This is a genomic window from Streptomyces sp. NPDC058683, from assembly GCF_042716195.1.
Lineage (GTDB): Bacteria > Actinomycetota > Actinomycetes > Streptomycetales > Streptomycetaceae > Streptomyces.
The window spans coordinates 35,490-50,709 of record NZ_JBHXSK010000049.1 but is presented as its reverse complement, the minus strand read 5'-3'; the positions used below and the strand labels follow the sequence as shown (position 1 = coordinate 50,709).

Below are 15,220 nucleotides of genomic sequence, written 5' to 3'. Positions count from 1 at the left end.
GATTTTGCCAAGCAAAGCTTGTGCAACCGCTGTGTGTGGTGGGGTGACCCGCAATGGGGGGATGGATGGAGAAACTAGAAAGCCAAAACGACTATATGGTTAACGAACTCCAACGGGTAAGAGAATGGTTAGCAGGTTCACCGCACACTTTCTATGATTCCCCCAGGTGACGGTATGGGACGTCCACGTCCCGGGGACTCTGTGAACAGATCGGATGATTAACAGCCCGGGGCCGGGTAGGCGTCTCGGACCATGTCTCTCGCAACCCCCACAACGACGCTCCCGCCTGCGAAGATTGCCGTCGCCCCGGCCCCACCCGGACGATCGCGCACCCGACTTCTGGCCCTCGACGGACTGCGGCTCGTGGCCGCGCTGATGGTCTGCCTCTACCACTACACAGGACGCGGCGGAGTCGTCTCCGCGTCCTGGCACCAGAACCCCGCCCACGTCTTCCCGACCCTGTCCCGGGCGGCCGTCTACGGCTGTCTCGGCGTCGAGTTCTTCTTCGTCATCAGCGGCTTCGTGATCTGCATGAGCAGCTGGGGCCGCTCCCTCGGCGACTTCTTCCGGTCCCGCGTCGCCCGCCTCTACCCCGCCTACTGGGTCGCCCTGGTGCTGATCACCGGCGCGTCCCTGGTCCTGCCGGCCGTCGTGCACGCGGTCCGGCTCGACGAGTTCCTGGTCAACCTGACGATGCTGCAACAGCCGATGGGCGCACCCCGCGTCCTCGGCGTCTGCTGGACGCTCTGGGTGGAGGTGCGCTTCTACGCCCTGTTCGCGCTGCTCGTGGTCCTGCCGGGCGTCACCTATCGCAGGGTGGTGCTGTTCTGCTCGGTGTGGACCCTGGCCGCGGTGCTGAGCACCTCGGCCGGCGGCGCGTGGACCGAGCTGGTCGTCATGCCCGAGTACGCCCCGTACTTCATCGGCGGCCTGGCCCTCTACCTCGTCCACCGCTTCGGCAACCAGGCGCTGCCCTGGGGCATCGTGGCGCTCTCCTGGATCCTCGGACTGCGCATGGCCACCGACGGGCTGTGGCACGCCGGCTCGCCCCGGAACCCGTACGTGGTGATGCTCGTGATCACGCTGGCGTACGCCGCCGTGGCGGCGGTGGCGGCGGGCTGGACGCGGTGGGCGGCCTGGCCCTGGCTGACCACGGCGGGGGCGCTGACGTACCCGTTCTACCTGGTGCACGAGCACCTGGGCTGGTTCGTGATCAGGGTGCTGCACCGGGGCTGGGGGCTGCCGCCGTGGCCCACGCTGGCGGTGACGGTGCTCGCGATGCTCGGGCTCGCCTGGCTGATCCACCGCTATGTGGAGCGGCCTTTCGGGCCCCGGCTGAAGACGGCGCTGAAGGGCGATGCCCCCGTACGGCGACCGGTTTAGCCGACCCGGACTGCGCCGCCGACGACAACTTTCCCGGCACCTTGCCGACAGGCCGCCGCTCGTCGGTAAGGTGCCCTGACGGAAAATGATTTGACTTGGCGGCCTCCTCGCCTTCCTGCACCTTACCGGCCATGCCGAATACCTCCTTTGCCCGGCATTTCAGGACTCGGTGAGCAAGCGGGCCGACTCCGTTCGTGGGCACGCGCTGATCTCGTTTCGCCATTCTTTCCCCGCATTGGTCCGCATTGCGCTCCGCAGGCCGGGCGCGACGAACGAATTCGAGCTGAATTCTCATGCCCGTTTCCGTACCTGGAGGCCATCAGTCCAATTAACGCGAGCGGCCGATAACCGTGCTTGTGAGATCAATTGAGCCCACCTAGCGTGAGTCCGGAACAAGCCCGGCAAGATCGAACCGAACAGAGGAGAGCTCATGAAGTCTCGTTTCCGCCTGTCGGCCGCTGCCGCTGTGGTGTCACTGGCCGCGTTCGGCGCGGTGGGGGTCTCCACCTCGCCCGCGTCAGCCGCGACCGCCACCTGTTTCGGATACACGGGAAACTTCAACGACTACGGCGCGGACTTTGTGGACTGGCAGTACGGGCCGGACGAATGCTTCGGCGTCGCCCCGTCGGGATCCATCTGGCACACCTGGTCGGGCGCGGGCAGCTGGAAGGAAATGCCGGGCAACGGAAAGGCCCTGGCCACCGTCGCCTACTTCGAGTCCTCCGCCGGAAAGGCCGTCAAGGTCGTGACGGCGGCCGGCAACTACTACTGCAACTACGACGACTACGCGACCAATACGTGGGGCGGCTGGTACCAGACGAGCACCGACCACTGCTGAACCGGATGAAGGCGAACCCGTTTCCGGGCGGTCACACAGCCGCCCGGGAACGGGTTTTTTCGTCCGCGCCCGTTTACCACGGCGACCGATTCTCTGTCGTTCTCCTTTATTACCGGACCCGCGGATATTACCGGACCCGCAGATTTCCCCGTTACACGCCGTACCGCGCCTCGACACCCGCGATGATGATCTCCAGGCCCGTTTCGAACCGGCTGTCGTAGTCGGTGAAGATCTCCCGGCCCGCGGCGGCCGACAGAGGGAAGTCGGCCAGCAGGCGGGCTCGCTCCTCCACGTCGTAGCCCTCCCGGCGTTCGCCCGGGAGCGGCTGGACGCCCTGTTCCTCCGTGACGAAGCCGATGGTGTAGGCGTTGACCGTCGTGCCGATCACGGCCGCCTGGGCGAGGGTGAAGCCGGCCTCCGTCATGAGGTGCAGGTACGCCTCCAGCTCAGGGGCGTGATCGATGCCCGTGAAGCGTGAGCCGCTGTAGACCTTGGCGCCGTCGCGGTAGCCGAGCAGGGCCGTGCGCAGCCCGCCGCTCATGGTGCGCAGCACGTTCTGCCACGTGCTGGAGGGGTCGAGTCGCACGTCCGCGACCATCCGGCGGTACATCTCCGTCGCCATCTCGTCGAGCAGCGCCTGCTTGTCCTTGAAGTGCCAGTACAGGGCCGGTGCCTTGACGTCCAGCTCCCTGGCGATGGCCCGCAGGGTCAGTCCGTCCAGGCCGGCCTCGTTCAGCAGGCGCAGGGCCGTGTCGGCGACCCGGCGGCGGTCGAGGGGCGTGCGTCGTTCCGTACTCACGCTTGACAGCTTAACAGCGTTAAGGGCAGCCTTGGCAGCGACGGCACTTAACGGCGTTAAGGAGATGTGCGATGGATGTTCTGATCGTGGGCGCGGGCCCCACCGGACTCACCCTCGGTATCGACCTCGCCCGGCGCGGAGTGGATGCGCTGGTCGTGGAGGCGGGCGAGAAGCTGTTCCCCGGCTCACGCGGCAAGGGGATCCAGCCCCGCACCCAGGAGGTCTTCGACGACCTCGGGGTGCGCGACGCGCTCCGCGCGGCCGGCGGTCCCTATCCGCCCCAGCTGTTCTGGAAGAACGGCGAGCGGCTGGAGACCCAGCCGATCTTCGACGAGGTGACGGCGGACGAGGGCGCGCCGTACACCGATCCGCTGATGGTCGCCCAGTGGCGGACGCAGGAGGTGCTGTACGCGCGGCTGCTGGAGCTGGGCGGCCGGGTCGGGTTCGGGCAGGCGCTGACGGGCCTGGAGCAGGACGCGGAGGGGGTGACCGCCCGCTTCGCCGACGGCAGGACCGCCCGGGCCCGGTATGTGGTGGCGGCGGACGGGGGCCGCTCGGCCGTACGGCGGGCGGTGGGCGTCGCGATGACCGGCGAGTCGGTCGACCCGAACCCCTTCCTGGTGGCCGACCTGCGGGTGCGGGGCCTCGACCGCGACCACTGGCACGTCTTCGTCGGCGCCGACGGCAACGGCGTGGCGCTGTGCCCGCTGGCCGGCACGGACGACTTCCAGCTGGGCGCGAAGCTGCCCGAGGGCACGGCGGCCGACCTGTCCCTGGCGGGCGTACGGCGCCTGGTGTCGGCGTACAGCCACCTGGACGCGGCGGACGTCACCGAGCTGCGCTGGGCCTCCGACTTCCGCCCCCGCGCCGCCCTGGCCGACCGCTTCCGGGTGGGCCGGGTCTTCCTGGCCGGGGACGCGGCCCATGTCCACTCCCCGGCCGGCGGCCAGGGCCTGAACACCAGCGTCCAGGACGCCTACAACCTGGGCTGGAAGCTGGGCGCCGTGCTCGCCGGCGACGCCCCGGACGCGCTCCTCGACACCTACGAGGAGGAGCGCCGTGCGAACGCCGCCGCCATGCTGAACCTCTCGACGGGCGTGCACCGCGGCGAGGTACGGCGCGGCGAGGCGACGGTCCAGCTCGGGATCGGCTACCGGGAGTCCTCGCTGACGGAGGAGACCCGGACGGACCCGGGGCCGGTGCGGGCGGGCGACCGCGCACCGGACGGACGGAACGCGGACGGGGTGCGGATGTTCGACGCCTTCCGGGGACCCCACTGGACCCTGCTGGCCCCGGACCCGGTCCACACCGTCCCGGAGTCGGTGCGCCGGCTGCGGGCCCCGGAGTCGTACGGCTCCGGTGTGTTCCTCGTCCGCCCGGACGGCTACGTGGCGTGGGCCGGCGACACGGCTCGGGGCCTGGCGGAGTACGCCGGGCGTACCGGGCCTGGAGCGCGCGGTAAGCGGTAAGGGATGCGGGCGCCGCCTCAGGTGCCGGCCAGCGTCAGCTTCACCGCGAAGCCCAGGAACAGCGCCCCCGCCGCCGAGGTCGCCGTCGCCGCCAGCCGCTTGCGGCGGCGGAAGGCGGCGGCCAGCTTGGTGCCGCTGAATATCAGCGCGGTCAGGTACAGGAAGCTGGCCAGCTGGGCGAAGGCGCCGAGGACGACGAAGGACAGCGCCGGGTAGGCGTATCCCGGGTCCACGAACTGCACGAAGAAGGCGACGAAGAACAGGATCGCCTTCGGGTTGAAGAGGCTGATCACCAGGGCGCGGCGGTACGGCCGCTCCTGCGGGCCGGCGGCCCCCGGGGCCGCGTCCTCGGTCACCGTCCGCTCCCGGCGCGCCAGCCACATCGACCGGGCCGCCCGCAGCATGCCGATCGCCAGCCAGGTCAGATAGCCGGCGCCCGCGTACTTCACGATCCCGAAGAGCACGGCGTTGGCCTGGAGCAGCGAGGCCACCCCGGCCGCGGACAGCGTCATCAGCACAGTGTCGCCGCACCACACCCCCGCGGCGGCCGTGTACCCCGCCCGTACGCCCTGCCGGGCGGCGACCGAGAGCACGTACAGCGAGTTGGGGCCGGGCAGCAGGACGATCAGGACGAGGCCTGCCAGATAGGTGGGGAGATCGATGACACCGAACATGCGAAGAAGTCTCGCACGCGGGTCCGACACCTCCTCCCCGCAGGTCAGAAGGCGTCCGCCGGGACGTAGGTGCCCCACACCTCCCGCAGCGCGTCGCACACCTCCCCGACCGTCGCCCGGGCCCGCAGGGCCGCCTTCATCGGGGGGAGGACGTTGTCGTCGCCCTCGGCGGCCCGCTTGAGGGCGGCCAGGGCCGCGTCGACGGCCGGCCGGTCCCGTTCGGCGCGCAGCCGCGCCAGCCGTTCCGCCTGCCGGGCCTCGATGGCCGGGTCGACGCGGAGCGGCTCGTACGGCTCCTCCTCGTCGAGCCGGAAGCGGTTGACGCCGACCACCACCCGCTCCCCCGCGTCCGTCTCCCGCGCGATGCGGTAGGCGTTGCGTTCGATCTCGCCCTTCTGGAAACCGGCCTCGATCGCCGCCACCGCGCCGCCCAGTTCCTCGATCCTGCCCATCAGGCCGACGGCCGCGCCCTCCACGTCGTCGGTCATCCGCTCCACCGCGTAGGAACCGGCGAAGGGGTCCACCGTCGCCGTGACGTCGGTCTCGTGGGCCAGGACCTGCTGGGTGCGCAGGGCGAGCCGGGCGCTCTTCTCCGTCGGCAGGGCGATCGCCTCGTCGAAGGAGTTGGTGTGCAGCGACTGGGTGCCGCCGAGGACCGCGGCCAGGGCCTGGACGGTCACCCGGACCAGGTTCACCTCCGGCTGCTGGGCCGTCAGCTGGACGCCCGCCGTCTGGGTGTGGAAGCGGAGCATCAGCGACCTGGGGTTCCGTGCCCCGAACTCCTCCCGCATCACCCGCGCCCAGATCCGGCGCGCCGCACGGAACTTGGCCACCTCCTCCAGGAGCGTCGTACGGGCCACGAAGAAGAAGGACAGGCGGGGTGCGAAGTCGTCGACGTCCAGGCCGGCCGCGAGCGCGGTGCGCACGTACTCGATGCCGTCGGCGAGCGTGAAGGCGATCTCCTGCGCGGGGGAGGCCCCGGCCTCGGCCATGTGGTAGCCGGAGATCGAGATCGTGTTCCACCGCGGGATCTCGGCCCGGCAGTACCGGAAGGTGTCCGCGATCAGTCTCAGGGACGGTCCGGGCGGATAGATGTACGTGCCCCGCGCGATGTACTCCTTGAGGATGTCGTTCTGGATCGTGCCGGTCAGCCGGTCGGCGCGCACCCCCTGCTCCTCGGCCACCAGCTGGTACAGCAGCAACAGCACGGCAGCCGGGGCGTTGATCGTCATCGACGTCGACACCTCGTCCAGCGGGATCCCGCCGAACAGCACCCGCATGTCGTCGATCGAGTCGATCGCCACGCCCACCTTGCCGACCTCGCCGTGCGCCAGGGGGGCGTCGGAGTCATGGCCCATCTGGGTGGGCAGGTCGAAGGCGACGGACAGGCCCGTGGTGCCGTGGGCGATCAGCCGCCGGTAGCGGGCGTTGGACTCGGCCGCCGTGCCGAAGCCGGCGTACTGGCGCATGGTCCAGGGGCGGCCGGTGTACATCGTCGGGTAGACGCCCCTGGTGAAGGGGTACGACCCCGGGTCGCCGAGTTTCTCGGCCGGATCCCAGCCCGCGAGTGCCGACGGGCCGTAGACCGGCTCGACGGGCAGTCCGGACTCCGACTCACGGACCATGGTGGCCGACCTCCGTGGTGCGCAGGTACGCCGGTACGTCTCTCACTTCCCACCATGCCCCGTTGTTCGGCGGCGGTCACGCGGGGAAGCATCCTCGGCATGAAGGTCTCGGGGTACTCAGGGATCGTGGGGCGGCCCGCCGGCACGCTCGCCTCGGCCGCCGTACTCGCGGCACTCACCGCGCTCTGCGGCTGCACGGTGCAGCCGCCGGACGGCACGGACGGCAAGGGGAACTCGCCCGTCCATATCGAGCTCCCGCACAGCCGGACGCCCGGCGGAACAACCGGCCCGACGCCCGGCGGGGCCTCGGGCCGGTCGCCCGGTGCGGCTCCCGCCCCGACGCCGTCCGCCGTCGAGACCGTCCCGCCGCACATCGTCTTCACCCGCGGCGACACCGGTACCGGCGTGCGCGGACTCCAGGCCCGGCTGCGCCAGGTCGCCTGGCTGTTCGACGGGCCGACGGGGACGTACGACGACCTCACCGCCGAGGCCGTCAAAGGCTTCCAGGGCAAGCGCGGGCTGCCGCAGACGGGCGAGACCGACGCCGTGACCTGGCAGCGGCTGCAAAGGATGACGCACACGCCGGGGAAGTGGGAGCTGTACCTGATGGGCGGTCAGCCGGCCGCCGCGCCCGATCCGCGGTGCCTGACCGGGCGGGTGCTGTGCATCAGCAAGACCAGCCGGACGCTGCGCTGGATGGTCGACGGGCGCACGGTCTCGACGATGTCGGTGCGGTTCGGGTCCCAGTACACCCCGACCCGTGAGGGCGTGTTCCACATCTACTGGAAGTCACTCCACCATGTGTCGACGCTCTACCACTCCCCGATGCCGTACGCGATGTTCTTCAGCGGCGGCCAGGCGGTGCACTACTCCTACGACTTCGCGGCCCGGGGTTACGCGGGCGGCTCGCACGGCTGCGTCAACGTCCGGGACGAGGCGGCGATCTCGGCCCTCTTCGCGCAGGTGCGCAACGGCGACAAGGTCGTCGTCTACTGGTGAGTGCCGGAAGGTGTGTGGGGCGCGGGCGGGACCGGGGGAACGTGTCCCGCCCGCGCCAAGCACGAGCCACGGGTACGGGGGGAACCCCGGCTCTGTGCGACGGCCGATGACCAGTCGGCTCACTCTGTACTGCGCCGCCGCCGCCGAAAACGTCACACCCTGCCGGGAAAAAGTTCAGCGGCTTTCAAAACCGCAGGTCACAGCGGTGCGTAAAGGTCAAAGCGCGCTGTATGTGGGGGCGGGCGCGAGGCCGGCCCGGTTCGGGAGCAGGGGTGCGAACGCCGTCGGGGAGGGCGCGACCACACCGTTCTGACGGTGGTGGCCCCGGCCGCCGCCTCCGCTTCGGCCGGGCTGACCGTCGTCGTCACCGCCCTGGCCACTGCCACTGCCGCTGCCGCCCGGGCCGTTGTTCTGTCCGTCCTGGCCGCTGCCGTCGCCCTTGCCGTCGTCGGAGACGCCGTTCTGGCCGGCCGCGCCGGTGCCGACGAGGGCCTTGCAGAACTTGTTCACCCGTGCCGCGCCGCCCGCCAGGCCCTCCAGGACACGTCTGCGGTCGGCGCCCAGGGACTTGCCGTCCTGGATGTCGCGGCAGAACGCCAGCGCACGGCTCCATCCGTTCCCGGAGGTGCCGCGCGAACCGGTGCCCCGCTCCTTCGGCTTGCCGGACGGGTCGGGCGAGGGCGGTACGGGGGCACGGGAGGTGGCACTGGCGGAGGGCGCGCCGGTCTCGCCGCCGAGCAGGGACTCGGTCGAGGGCGAGCCCTGCGGACGTACGGGGGTGCCGGCGGCCGAGACGGAGGCTCCCGGCGCGGGGCGGTTGCCGTCGAACGGCGTCGGCAGCACCCCGGTGCCCGCGGCCACCGCGACCCCGCCGAGCATGCCGGCGGTCAGGGCGGCGGCCAGGGCGAACCGCGCGGGGCGGGCCCAGGCCGGGACCCGGGGCGGCCGCGGACCGGCGCCGATGCGGACGAGACCCGCGTCGGAGTCCCGTCCGAACCTGCCCGGTTGCCGCGCCACGGAGGTCCACTCGTCCCCGGCCGATTCGCGCGCTTTGCGGAAGGCAGCCAGCGCGGCTTCCTCACCGGGGAGTTCGACGGTGGCCGGCGTGGTCCCCGCGGAGAGCGCGCCCAGCGTCCTGGCGAGGCGTTCTGCCTGGTCACGGGCGGAGTCGTCGACGGCTTCCAGCGACTCACCGCGCAGCAGACGTTCCGCCGTCACCCGGTTCAGCCACTTGTCCTGCTCGTCGGCCATCACATGTCCTTCTGCGTCCGCGAACGCGTATGCGTCACAGTGGCGGACGTCACCGCACGATCCTTCGGTTCTCGCTGGGGCGGAAGGGCGTCGAGGACGGCTCCCGCCTGCTCCGGGTCGGCGCCGAGGAGTTCCGCGAGTTTCTTCAGACCCCGGTGGGCGGCCGTGCGGACGGCGCCGGCGCGTTTGCCGAGCGTCTCGGCGGCGGTCTTGGCGTCGAGGCCCATGACGACTCTGAGGACGACCGCCTCGGCCTGGTCCTGGGGCAGCCGGGCGATGAGGGAGAGGGTGGAGTCGGTGGTCAGCGCCTCGATGGCCTCGCCGGCGGTGTCCGAATCGGCGGCCCGGCCGGTCAGTTCCGTCTCGTCGCCGCCGATCGCGGGGCGGCGGCCGCGCATCCGTATGTGGTCGAGGGCGCGGTTGCGGGCGATCCGGGCGGCCCAGCCGCGGAACCGGTCCGCGTCGCCCTCGAACCGGTCGAGGTCGCGGGCTATCTGCAGCCAGGCCTCGGAGGCGACATCCTCTGCGTCCGGATCGCCGACGAGCGTACGGACGTATCCGAGCAGGCGGGGCTGCACCGCGCGGTAGACGATGCGGAAGGCGGTTTCGTCCCCGTCCTGTGCCGCACGTACCGCGGCGGTCAACTCCGCGTCGTCCCCCAGCACCCGTCGTTCCCCAGTAAGTGGTCGGTCGCGGCTACGACGCAGCCGCCGATCGTTGCAGTGATCAAGTATTCGCGCTCGACGCGAAAGGCACGTTACGACCTGAAACCGCTCGCCGTCCACGTCCGTACAATCTGCAACTAACTCGTGACGCCCTGGGGTGTGACAGAAAACGCACTCATGGCGCTGAAGAGAGTACGGGCCGCCGCGCGGTCCGTGCCGCGCGACGGCCGGGGCCTCTCCTGTGGGGGGTGGCGGCCTCGGCCGTTGCTTCGGTGCGACAGCTCGCACCGACTTCGAGGCGCGCAGAGCCAGTTGCCCGGCCGACGGGACCGACGGCGGCGGCATTCCTGCCGAGCCCCGCCGCCCCTGGCCGTCCCGAGGCCGTCCGTCCAGGACTGCCCCGACGGCTACCCCATGGCGTCCCGGCACAGCAGCCGCAGCGAACCGTGGCCGCCGTAACACCGCCGAGCCTCCTCGACGGGGTCCCAGAGCCGGCCGTCGGGGGTGCGGACCCAGTGGTCGCCGCCGGACGACCACCACTCGGCGCCGGTCTGACGGGCGATCACCTCGCCGGCGTAGCACCCGAGGCCGCGCAGCATCTCCCGTACGGCGTCGTACGGCGCGCCCTCCCGGCGTATCTCCTCGATCACCCGGTCGACCCGCCACAGACTCTGTGCCGAGTAGTCGAGCCGGACCCGCGCGCCCTCGCGCATCATGGCCACCGCGTCCGCCGCCCAGCGTGCCGGTTTCGTGGCGGCGTGCGGCCTGGTCTGCTGCTGTGCTGTCACGTAGTGAACTGTCACATAGGCAAAAGCGAGGTCAGCGACGGTTTCGTCACTCCCGTTCGGGGCGTTCCGGCAACCGGTGCAGGACCCCCGCAAGTCCGCCGCAGCTCCGCCGCACGGCACTCACAGGAAACCCTCAGGCGGGCCTTCCCGGCCGGGTTCAGACGCGCCCGCGGGCCCGGCGTGACACCACCGCGCGCAGCACCCGGCGGCCCTCGGTGGAGACGTCCAGCGCGCGGCGCAGCCCGGCCGCGCCGTGGCCGGCGAGCAGTTCGAGGACGGTGACCTGGCGGCGCAGTTCGGCGGCGACCAGCGGGGACATGTCCTCGGTGCCGCCCTCACGGCGGGGGTCGACGGAGGGTGCCGGGTCCTCGGCGGGGTCGAGGAGCCGGTGGATCCGCAGCGAGGCGACGGAACAGGCATCGGCCCACCGCCGTACCTCGTCGGGGGCGCGGTCCGCGGGGGCGGCGTCGAGCATGCGGCGGGCGAGCAGCCCGGCCTCGGCCTCGCCGGTGTCCAGGGCGTCCCGGGCCTGCTCCAGGCCCGCACCCCATCCGGTGTCGTCGGCGAGGCTCGTCCACAGCGGCCGCAGCACCAGGTCGTCACCTCCGAGCAGCGGCACGCATCGGTCCAAACAAGCCAGTCCGCTGGCGGCCAGTCCGCGTTCATCGGCCTGAGCGATCAGCTCCACCAGGCTCATCCCACGCCTCCCACAACGGTATGTACCAAGGCGCCGACCTGTACGGAGCCCGCACTTCCCCTTACTGCGTGCAAGGGCCCGGGAGTGTCACAGCGGTACGACGCCCAGCAGACCGAGCAGCCGGAAGAAAGGGTTTTCGGCCAACGGCGCCGACGGGTCGGGGTCGGCGGTCAGTACGGCGAGGAGCGCGTCGGGGTCCGCGGGGTGCCCGGCCTCGGCGGCCCAGGCGACGGCGCGGCCGGCGGCGTCGAAGGGGTCGAGGAAGTAGTCCTCCAGGGACAGCCCCCGCTCGTCGAGCCCCAGCAGGCGGGCCGCGGCCTGCCGGCCCAGGCAGGTGGTCCAGCCGCCGCTCTCCGGCGCCGCCGCCTCGACGACCACACAGGCGCCGTCCATCACGTAGCCGAACAGCGCGGGCGCACCGGTGCGTGCGGCGAGGGCGTTCATGCTGCCGACGTCGGCATCGGGACGGTCGTACTCCCAGACCCGCCAGCCGTCCGGCGCCAGGGTCCGCACGGTGCCCCCGTCGGGCGGCGATTCGCCCCGGCCGACGACGAAATACCCCCAGTGGCCCATCTCTGTCCCCCCACTCGTCCCGGGCCGAATACACCACAGGGGCCCGGGAGTTCGCCAGACGCGTGCGGCCGTGAATCAGAGTGCTGCCGGGGCGGCGCCCGCCAGCGCCTTCTCGTGCTGCATCCGGGTCAGCCGCACCACGACGAGGATCGCGAGGACGGCGGCGGCGATGTCGAGGGTGTCCGAGACCAGCGTCCCGAGGGCGTCGTCCCGGGCCTGGGCCGCGCCCCCGGTGGCGCCGTTGCCGCTGGTCACGGTGCGGCCGGCGAACAGCGAGGCCAGCCAGAGCGTCCACCAGGCGTTGACCAGCGCGTGCGAACGGGTCGTCCCCCACGGGCTGCTGGCGTCCCAGATGTCGACGGTGATCCGGCGCGGGTACCAGAGGTTCACGACCGGCACGAACCAGCCGCCGATCGCCCAGCCCGGCGACTTGCGGTGCCCGAACGGGTTGAAGACCTGGGCGTTGGCCCGTACCCGCTGGAACCAGCACAGGTACACCACCGCACAGCTGACCAGGGACACGGCCTGGGCGCCGGCGGCGAGGCCGGAGAGCGCGTCGGCACGGTCGGCCCGGCGGAATGCGGCGGCGCCGGTCTCCCCGTCGGCCAGGGCGCTCGTGGCGTCGTACTGGAGCAGGTCCGCGCAGACGGCGAACAGGTCGGCGGCGACGACCGCGCCGAGCAGCACGGCGGCGGCCCAGCCGAGGCCCACGGGTGAGCGCAGCCACAGCCCCGGCGCGCTGCCGAAGACCGGGACGGGCTCGGACGAGGCACCCAGGCAGCGTTGGCACAGGGCGGCGCCGGGCGCGGCGGCGAAGTGGTGACAGCGGGCGCAGATCAAGACGGTTCCCCCGGGGTAGGGCACGGGACCCTCCCCTGGTCCGCGCGCGGAAGCGGAACATACGGCCCGTCACCGCCGTACGTCCACCTCTCGTCGCATGTCAGCCCAGCTTGCCCGCCAGCGTCTTGAAGTCGGTCCAGGACATCGCCGGGGTGCCCGGGTCCCAGAGTTTCTGGATCGTGGCCCGCAGCGGCATCCGGATGCCGGCGGCGACCTGGTCCTGCGTCTGGGAGTTGGCGAGGTCGCACCAGACGGCGAAGGAGCCGCCGAGGATCTGCGGGTCGTACCGCGTGGCCACGGCGCCGGTGCCGCGCAGCACGCGCGGGGTCCACTGCTGGTAGATCCGCTGTCCGGTCGGGTAGACGAAGGTGTTGGGCTCCCCGAGGACGTAGTAGAGGAACTCGTCGTTGTAGTTGAGGACCTTCCGCCCCGCGCTCAGGTACTCCACCGGCTGCCGGGCGCCGATCTCCTTGCCGGTCCAGTAGGCGACCTGGAGGTCCTCGGCGGGCTGCACGGAGGTGCCCCGGAGGAAGCCGTCGTTCCAGACCCGCATGGTCCGGTCGTGGGCGCGGACGGTGTCGGCGCGGTCGTCGAGCCAGCCGGTGGTGAGGTCGGCGACGGTGCCCGAGGCGCCGTAGGCCTCCTGTGCGGCGTCCGCCAGCTGGGGGTAGGAGGCCTGCGGGTCGGCGACGGTGAGCGCCTGGTACTCGTCGCCGCCGAGGTTCCAGTAGGAGCCCGGGAACAGGTCGGCGTACTCGTCGAGCAGGTCGTCGACGATCTTCGCCGAGTCGTCCTGGGAGATGTCGACGGCGCCCTTGGTGGCGACGCCCTGCGCGTTGCGCAGCCGCAGGTCCGGGTGGGCGGCGAGGACGGCGCCGAGGTGACCGGGCGAGTCGATCTCGGGCACCACCTGGATGTGCCGGCTGGCGGCGAGGTCGACGATCTGCTTGACCTGAGCCTTGGTCAGGTGGTCCTGGGAGACGATCTCGGGGTGGGTGTCGGACTCGATCCGGAACCCCTGGTCGTCAGAGAAGTGCAGCCCGAACTCGTTGAACTTCAGGTCGCCCAGTTCCTTTATCCGGCTTTCGATCCAGCCCGCCGTGAACGGCTTGCGCGCGATGTCCAGCATGAACCCGCGCTGCGGCTTGGCCGGCTGGTCCTTGACGACCCCCTCCGGGGCGCTGCCGCTGCCCCGCACCTCCTGCTTGAGCGTCCGGGTGCCGTAGAAGACACCCGCGTCACCGGGCCCGCTGATCCGCACCGACCCGCCGCGCACGGTCATCGTGTACGACTCCGGGTCGCCCGTCCCGCCGAGGTCGAGCCGCAGGTCGCCCGCCTTGACGTCCTCGTTCGCCGCCTTCTGGCCGGCGTACGACAGCCCCAGCTCACCCGCCGTCAGCCGCCCCTCGTCGGCCAGCGCCGCGTCGCTCACCACGACCCGCCCGCCCTTCTGGGGGCGCCAGCCGGGCCCATGGGCGGCGGTGTGGGAGCGCACGGCGGGGATGGTGCGCGGTGCCTGGGAGAGGGGGTAGCTGCGGGTCGGCGTGGGGGTGGGGCTCGCGGCCCGATCGGCGGACGAGGCCGCCGTACTGCCGCCGGACGACTGCCGGGCGGCCGATCCGGCCGGGGTGCCGCCGCTGTCGCCCGAGGTGGCGGCCCATACGCCGATGCCGGTGCCGAGCGCGACGGTTCCGACGAAGGCCGCGGCGATCACCGCCCGCCTCCGCGCGACCTGCCGTACCGAAGGCCTGCGCTTGTGCTGGCTCACCGGTCCAACCTACGACGCATCCACCGCACAGGCGTCATCCGACCGCTCCGAAACTCTCCCCTTCGGGTGAAATTGAGGCAACCAACCGACACACCGTGAACGTCCTCGATAACGTCAACGACACATCTCTTCTCACAGCATCCCCTGCCACACCGCATGTGACGCGAGGACCCACGCTGCCCGCCCACCGTCTGCCCCACCTCCCCACCCCGCTGGACGCCTTCAACACCGCGCCCGACGACGAGGTCGGTGCCCTCCTCCTGCACTGCCTGCGCAGCCTGCGCTGGTCCCGCCGGCTCGCCGACCACCGCCCCTACCCGGACGTGGAGTCCCTGCTGGCGGCGGCGGACGAGGCGGCCTACGACCTGTCCCGGACGGACCTCGCCGAGGCCCTGGCGGGCGAGTCGCTCCCCGAGCTGCCCGAGGACACGTACTCGGCGGCCTACACGGCCTTGAGCGCGGCGAACGCGGCGTACGAAGCCCGGTTCGGGCACGTGTTCGTCATCTATCTGGGCGACACCGACCCCGAGGAATCCCTGGACCGAGTCCTCGAAGGCATCCGATCACGTTTGACAAACGATCCGGAGGAGGAACGAGTCGTAGCGGCCGAGGAGCTCCGGCGCCTGGCAAGGGAACGGCTGGCGGCCTACCTGAGGGGCGCGGGGCTGCATACATCAGCGGCTCCGCCGCGGGGCGCGACCGGCCGAAGACAACCGGCACCCGGCATGTGACCGCACCCCCACCCCGGATGGCGCCCGGCTAACCCATACGCGTGCCACTTTGATCACACCGGTAGGCCCGGCGTAAGCCCAGCGGTAGCGCATCGCTACGATGCTGGGGGCCGGTGGACC

General features: G+C 71.6%; 15 protein-coding genes. 5 read left to right on the top strand and 10 right to left on the bottom strand.

Translation table 11 applies throughout. The annotated features are described in order from the left end of the window. Positions 1–252 precede the first annotated feature (252 nt). Together ACFWXC_RS40460 and ACFWXC_RS40455 are read left to right on the top strand one after the other, a co-directional pair. Positions 253–1,383 carry an acyltransferase family protein gene (locus ACFWXC_RS40460; protein WP_384487044.1) on the top strand — a complete coding sequence of 377 codons (1,131 nt, stop codon included), beginning with the start codon at positions 253–255 and terminating at the stop codon, positions 1,381–1,383. Positions 1,384–1,813: 430 nt separating this feature from the next. Next, on the top strand, positions 1,814–2,221 hold the full coding sequence (locus tag ACFWXC_RS40455) for a hypothetical protein (RefSeq protein ID WP_384487042.1): 408 nt from the start codon (positions 1,814–1,816) through the stop codon (positions 2,219–2,221). 151 nt (positions 2,222–2,372) lie between these two features. Here ACFWXC_RS40455 and ACFWXC_RS40450 read toward each other — a convergent pair whose 3' ends face one another. After that, entirely contained in the window at positions 2,373–3,020 is a 648-nt protein-coding gene (locus ACFWXC_RS40450; RefSeq protein ID WP_384487040.1) for a TetR/AcrR family transcriptional regulator C-terminal domain-containing protein, read from the bottom strand. A gap of 71 nt (positions 3,021–3,091) precedes the next feature. Here ACFWXC_RS40450 and ACFWXC_RS40445 point away from each other — a divergent pair, with 71 nt between their 5' ends. Next, a complete protein-coding gene (locus tag ACFWXC_RS40445; protein ID WP_384487038.1) occupies positions 3,092–4,489 on the top strand; it encodes an FAD-dependent monooxygenase in 1,398 nt (465 codons plus the stop codon). A 17-nt stretch (positions 4,490–4,506) separates the two neighbouring features. Here the strand turns inward: ACFWXC_RS40445 and leuE are convergent, their stop codons facing one another. Together leuE and ACFWXC_RS40435 are read right to left on the bottom strand one after the other, a co-directional pair. Next, complete coding sequence (leuE, locus tag ACFWXC_RS40440) at positions 4,507–5,163, bottom strand: leucine efflux protein LeuE (RefSeq protein ID WP_384487036.1); 657 nt, start codon at positions 5,161–5,163, stop codon at positions 4,507–4,509. Positions 5,164–5,207: 44 nt separating this feature from the next. After that, positions 5,208–6,788 (bottom strand): methylmalonyl-CoA mutase, encoded by a 1,581-nt coding sequence (locus ACFWXC_RS40435; protein WP_384487034.1) that lies wholly within the window; start codon positions 6,786–6,788, stop codon positions 5,208–5,210. A 99-nt stretch (positions 6,789–6,887) separates the two neighbouring features. On the opposite strand from ACFWXC_RS40435, the gene ACFWXC_RS40430 reads away from it, so the two are divergent. Next, entirely contained in the window at positions 6,888–7,787 is a 900-nt protein-coding gene (locus ACFWXC_RS40430) for a L,D-transpeptidase family protein (protein ID WP_384487032.1), read from the top strand. 216 nt (positions 7,788–8,003) lie between these two features. Here ACFWXC_RS40430 and ACFWXC_RS40425 read toward each other — a convergent pair whose 3' ends face one another. The 7 genes from ACFWXC_RS40425 to ACFWXC_RS40395 all read right to left on the bottom strand — a co-directional run bounded on the left by ACFWXC_RS40425 (position 8,004) and on the right by ACFWXC_RS40395 (position 14,369). After that, positions 8,004–9,038, bottom strand: coding sequence for a hypothetical protein (locus ACFWXC_RS40425; RefSeq protein WP_384487030.1), 1,035 nt, complete (start codon positions 9,036–9,038; stop codon positions 8,004–8,006). Then, complete coding sequence (locus ACFWXC_RS40420) at positions 9,038–9,703, bottom strand: RNA polymerase sigma factor (RefSeq protein WP_351693236.1); 666 nt, start codon at positions 9,701–9,703, stop codon at positions 9,038–9,040. The genes ACFWXC_RS40425 and ACFWXC_RS40420 overlap by 1 nt, the downstream gene beginning before the upstream one ends. Before the next feature lie 407 nt (positions 9,704–10,110). Beyond that, positions 10,111–10,491, bottom strand: coding sequence for a hypothetical protein (locus tag ACFWXC_RS40415; protein ID WP_384487028.1), 381 nt, complete (start codon positions 10,489–10,491; stop codon positions 10,111–10,113). 157 nt (positions 10,492–10,648) lie between these two features. Continuing rightward, the gene (locus tag ACFWXC_RS40410) at positions 10,649–11,188 is read right to left on the bottom strand and encodes a hypothetical protein (protein WP_384487026.1); all 540 of its coding nucleotides are present in this window, start codon (positions 11,186–11,188) and stop codon (positions 10,649–10,651) included. Between the two features lie 87 nt (positions 11,189–11,275). Further along, the gene (locus ACFWXC_RS40405; RefSeq protein ID WP_384487024.1) at positions 11,276–11,761 is read right to left on the bottom strand and encodes a hypothetical protein; all 486 of its coding nucleotides are present in this window, start codon (positions 11,759–11,761) and stop codon (positions 11,276–11,278) included. 75 nt (positions 11,762–11,836) lie between these two features. After that, positions 11,837–12,625 (bottom strand): DUF4328 domain-containing protein, encoded by a 789-nt coding sequence (locus tag ACFWXC_RS40400; RefSeq protein WP_384487022.1) that lies wholly within the window; start codon positions 12,623–12,625, stop codon positions 11,837–11,839. Positions 12,626–12,701: 76 nt separating this feature from the next. Continuing rightward, complete coding sequence (locus ACFWXC_RS40395; protein WP_384487020.1) at positions 12,702–14,369, bottom strand: glycoside hydrolase family 20 protein; 1,668 nt, start codon at positions 14,367–14,369, stop codon at positions 12,702–12,704. 158 nt (positions 14,370–14,527) lie between these two features. Between ACFWXC_RS40395 and ACFWXC_RS40390 the strand changes: the two genes are divergently transcribed. Continuing rightward, positions 14,528–15,100 carry a 2-oxo-4-hydroxy-4-carboxy-5-ureidoimidazoline decarboxylase gene (locus ACFWXC_RS40390; protein ID WP_384487018.1) on the top strand — a complete coding sequence of 191 codons (573 nt, stop codon included), beginning with the start codon at positions 14,528–14,530 and terminating at the stop codon, positions 15,098–15,100. The last annotated feature ends 120 nt before the right edge of the window (positions 15,101–15,220 follow it).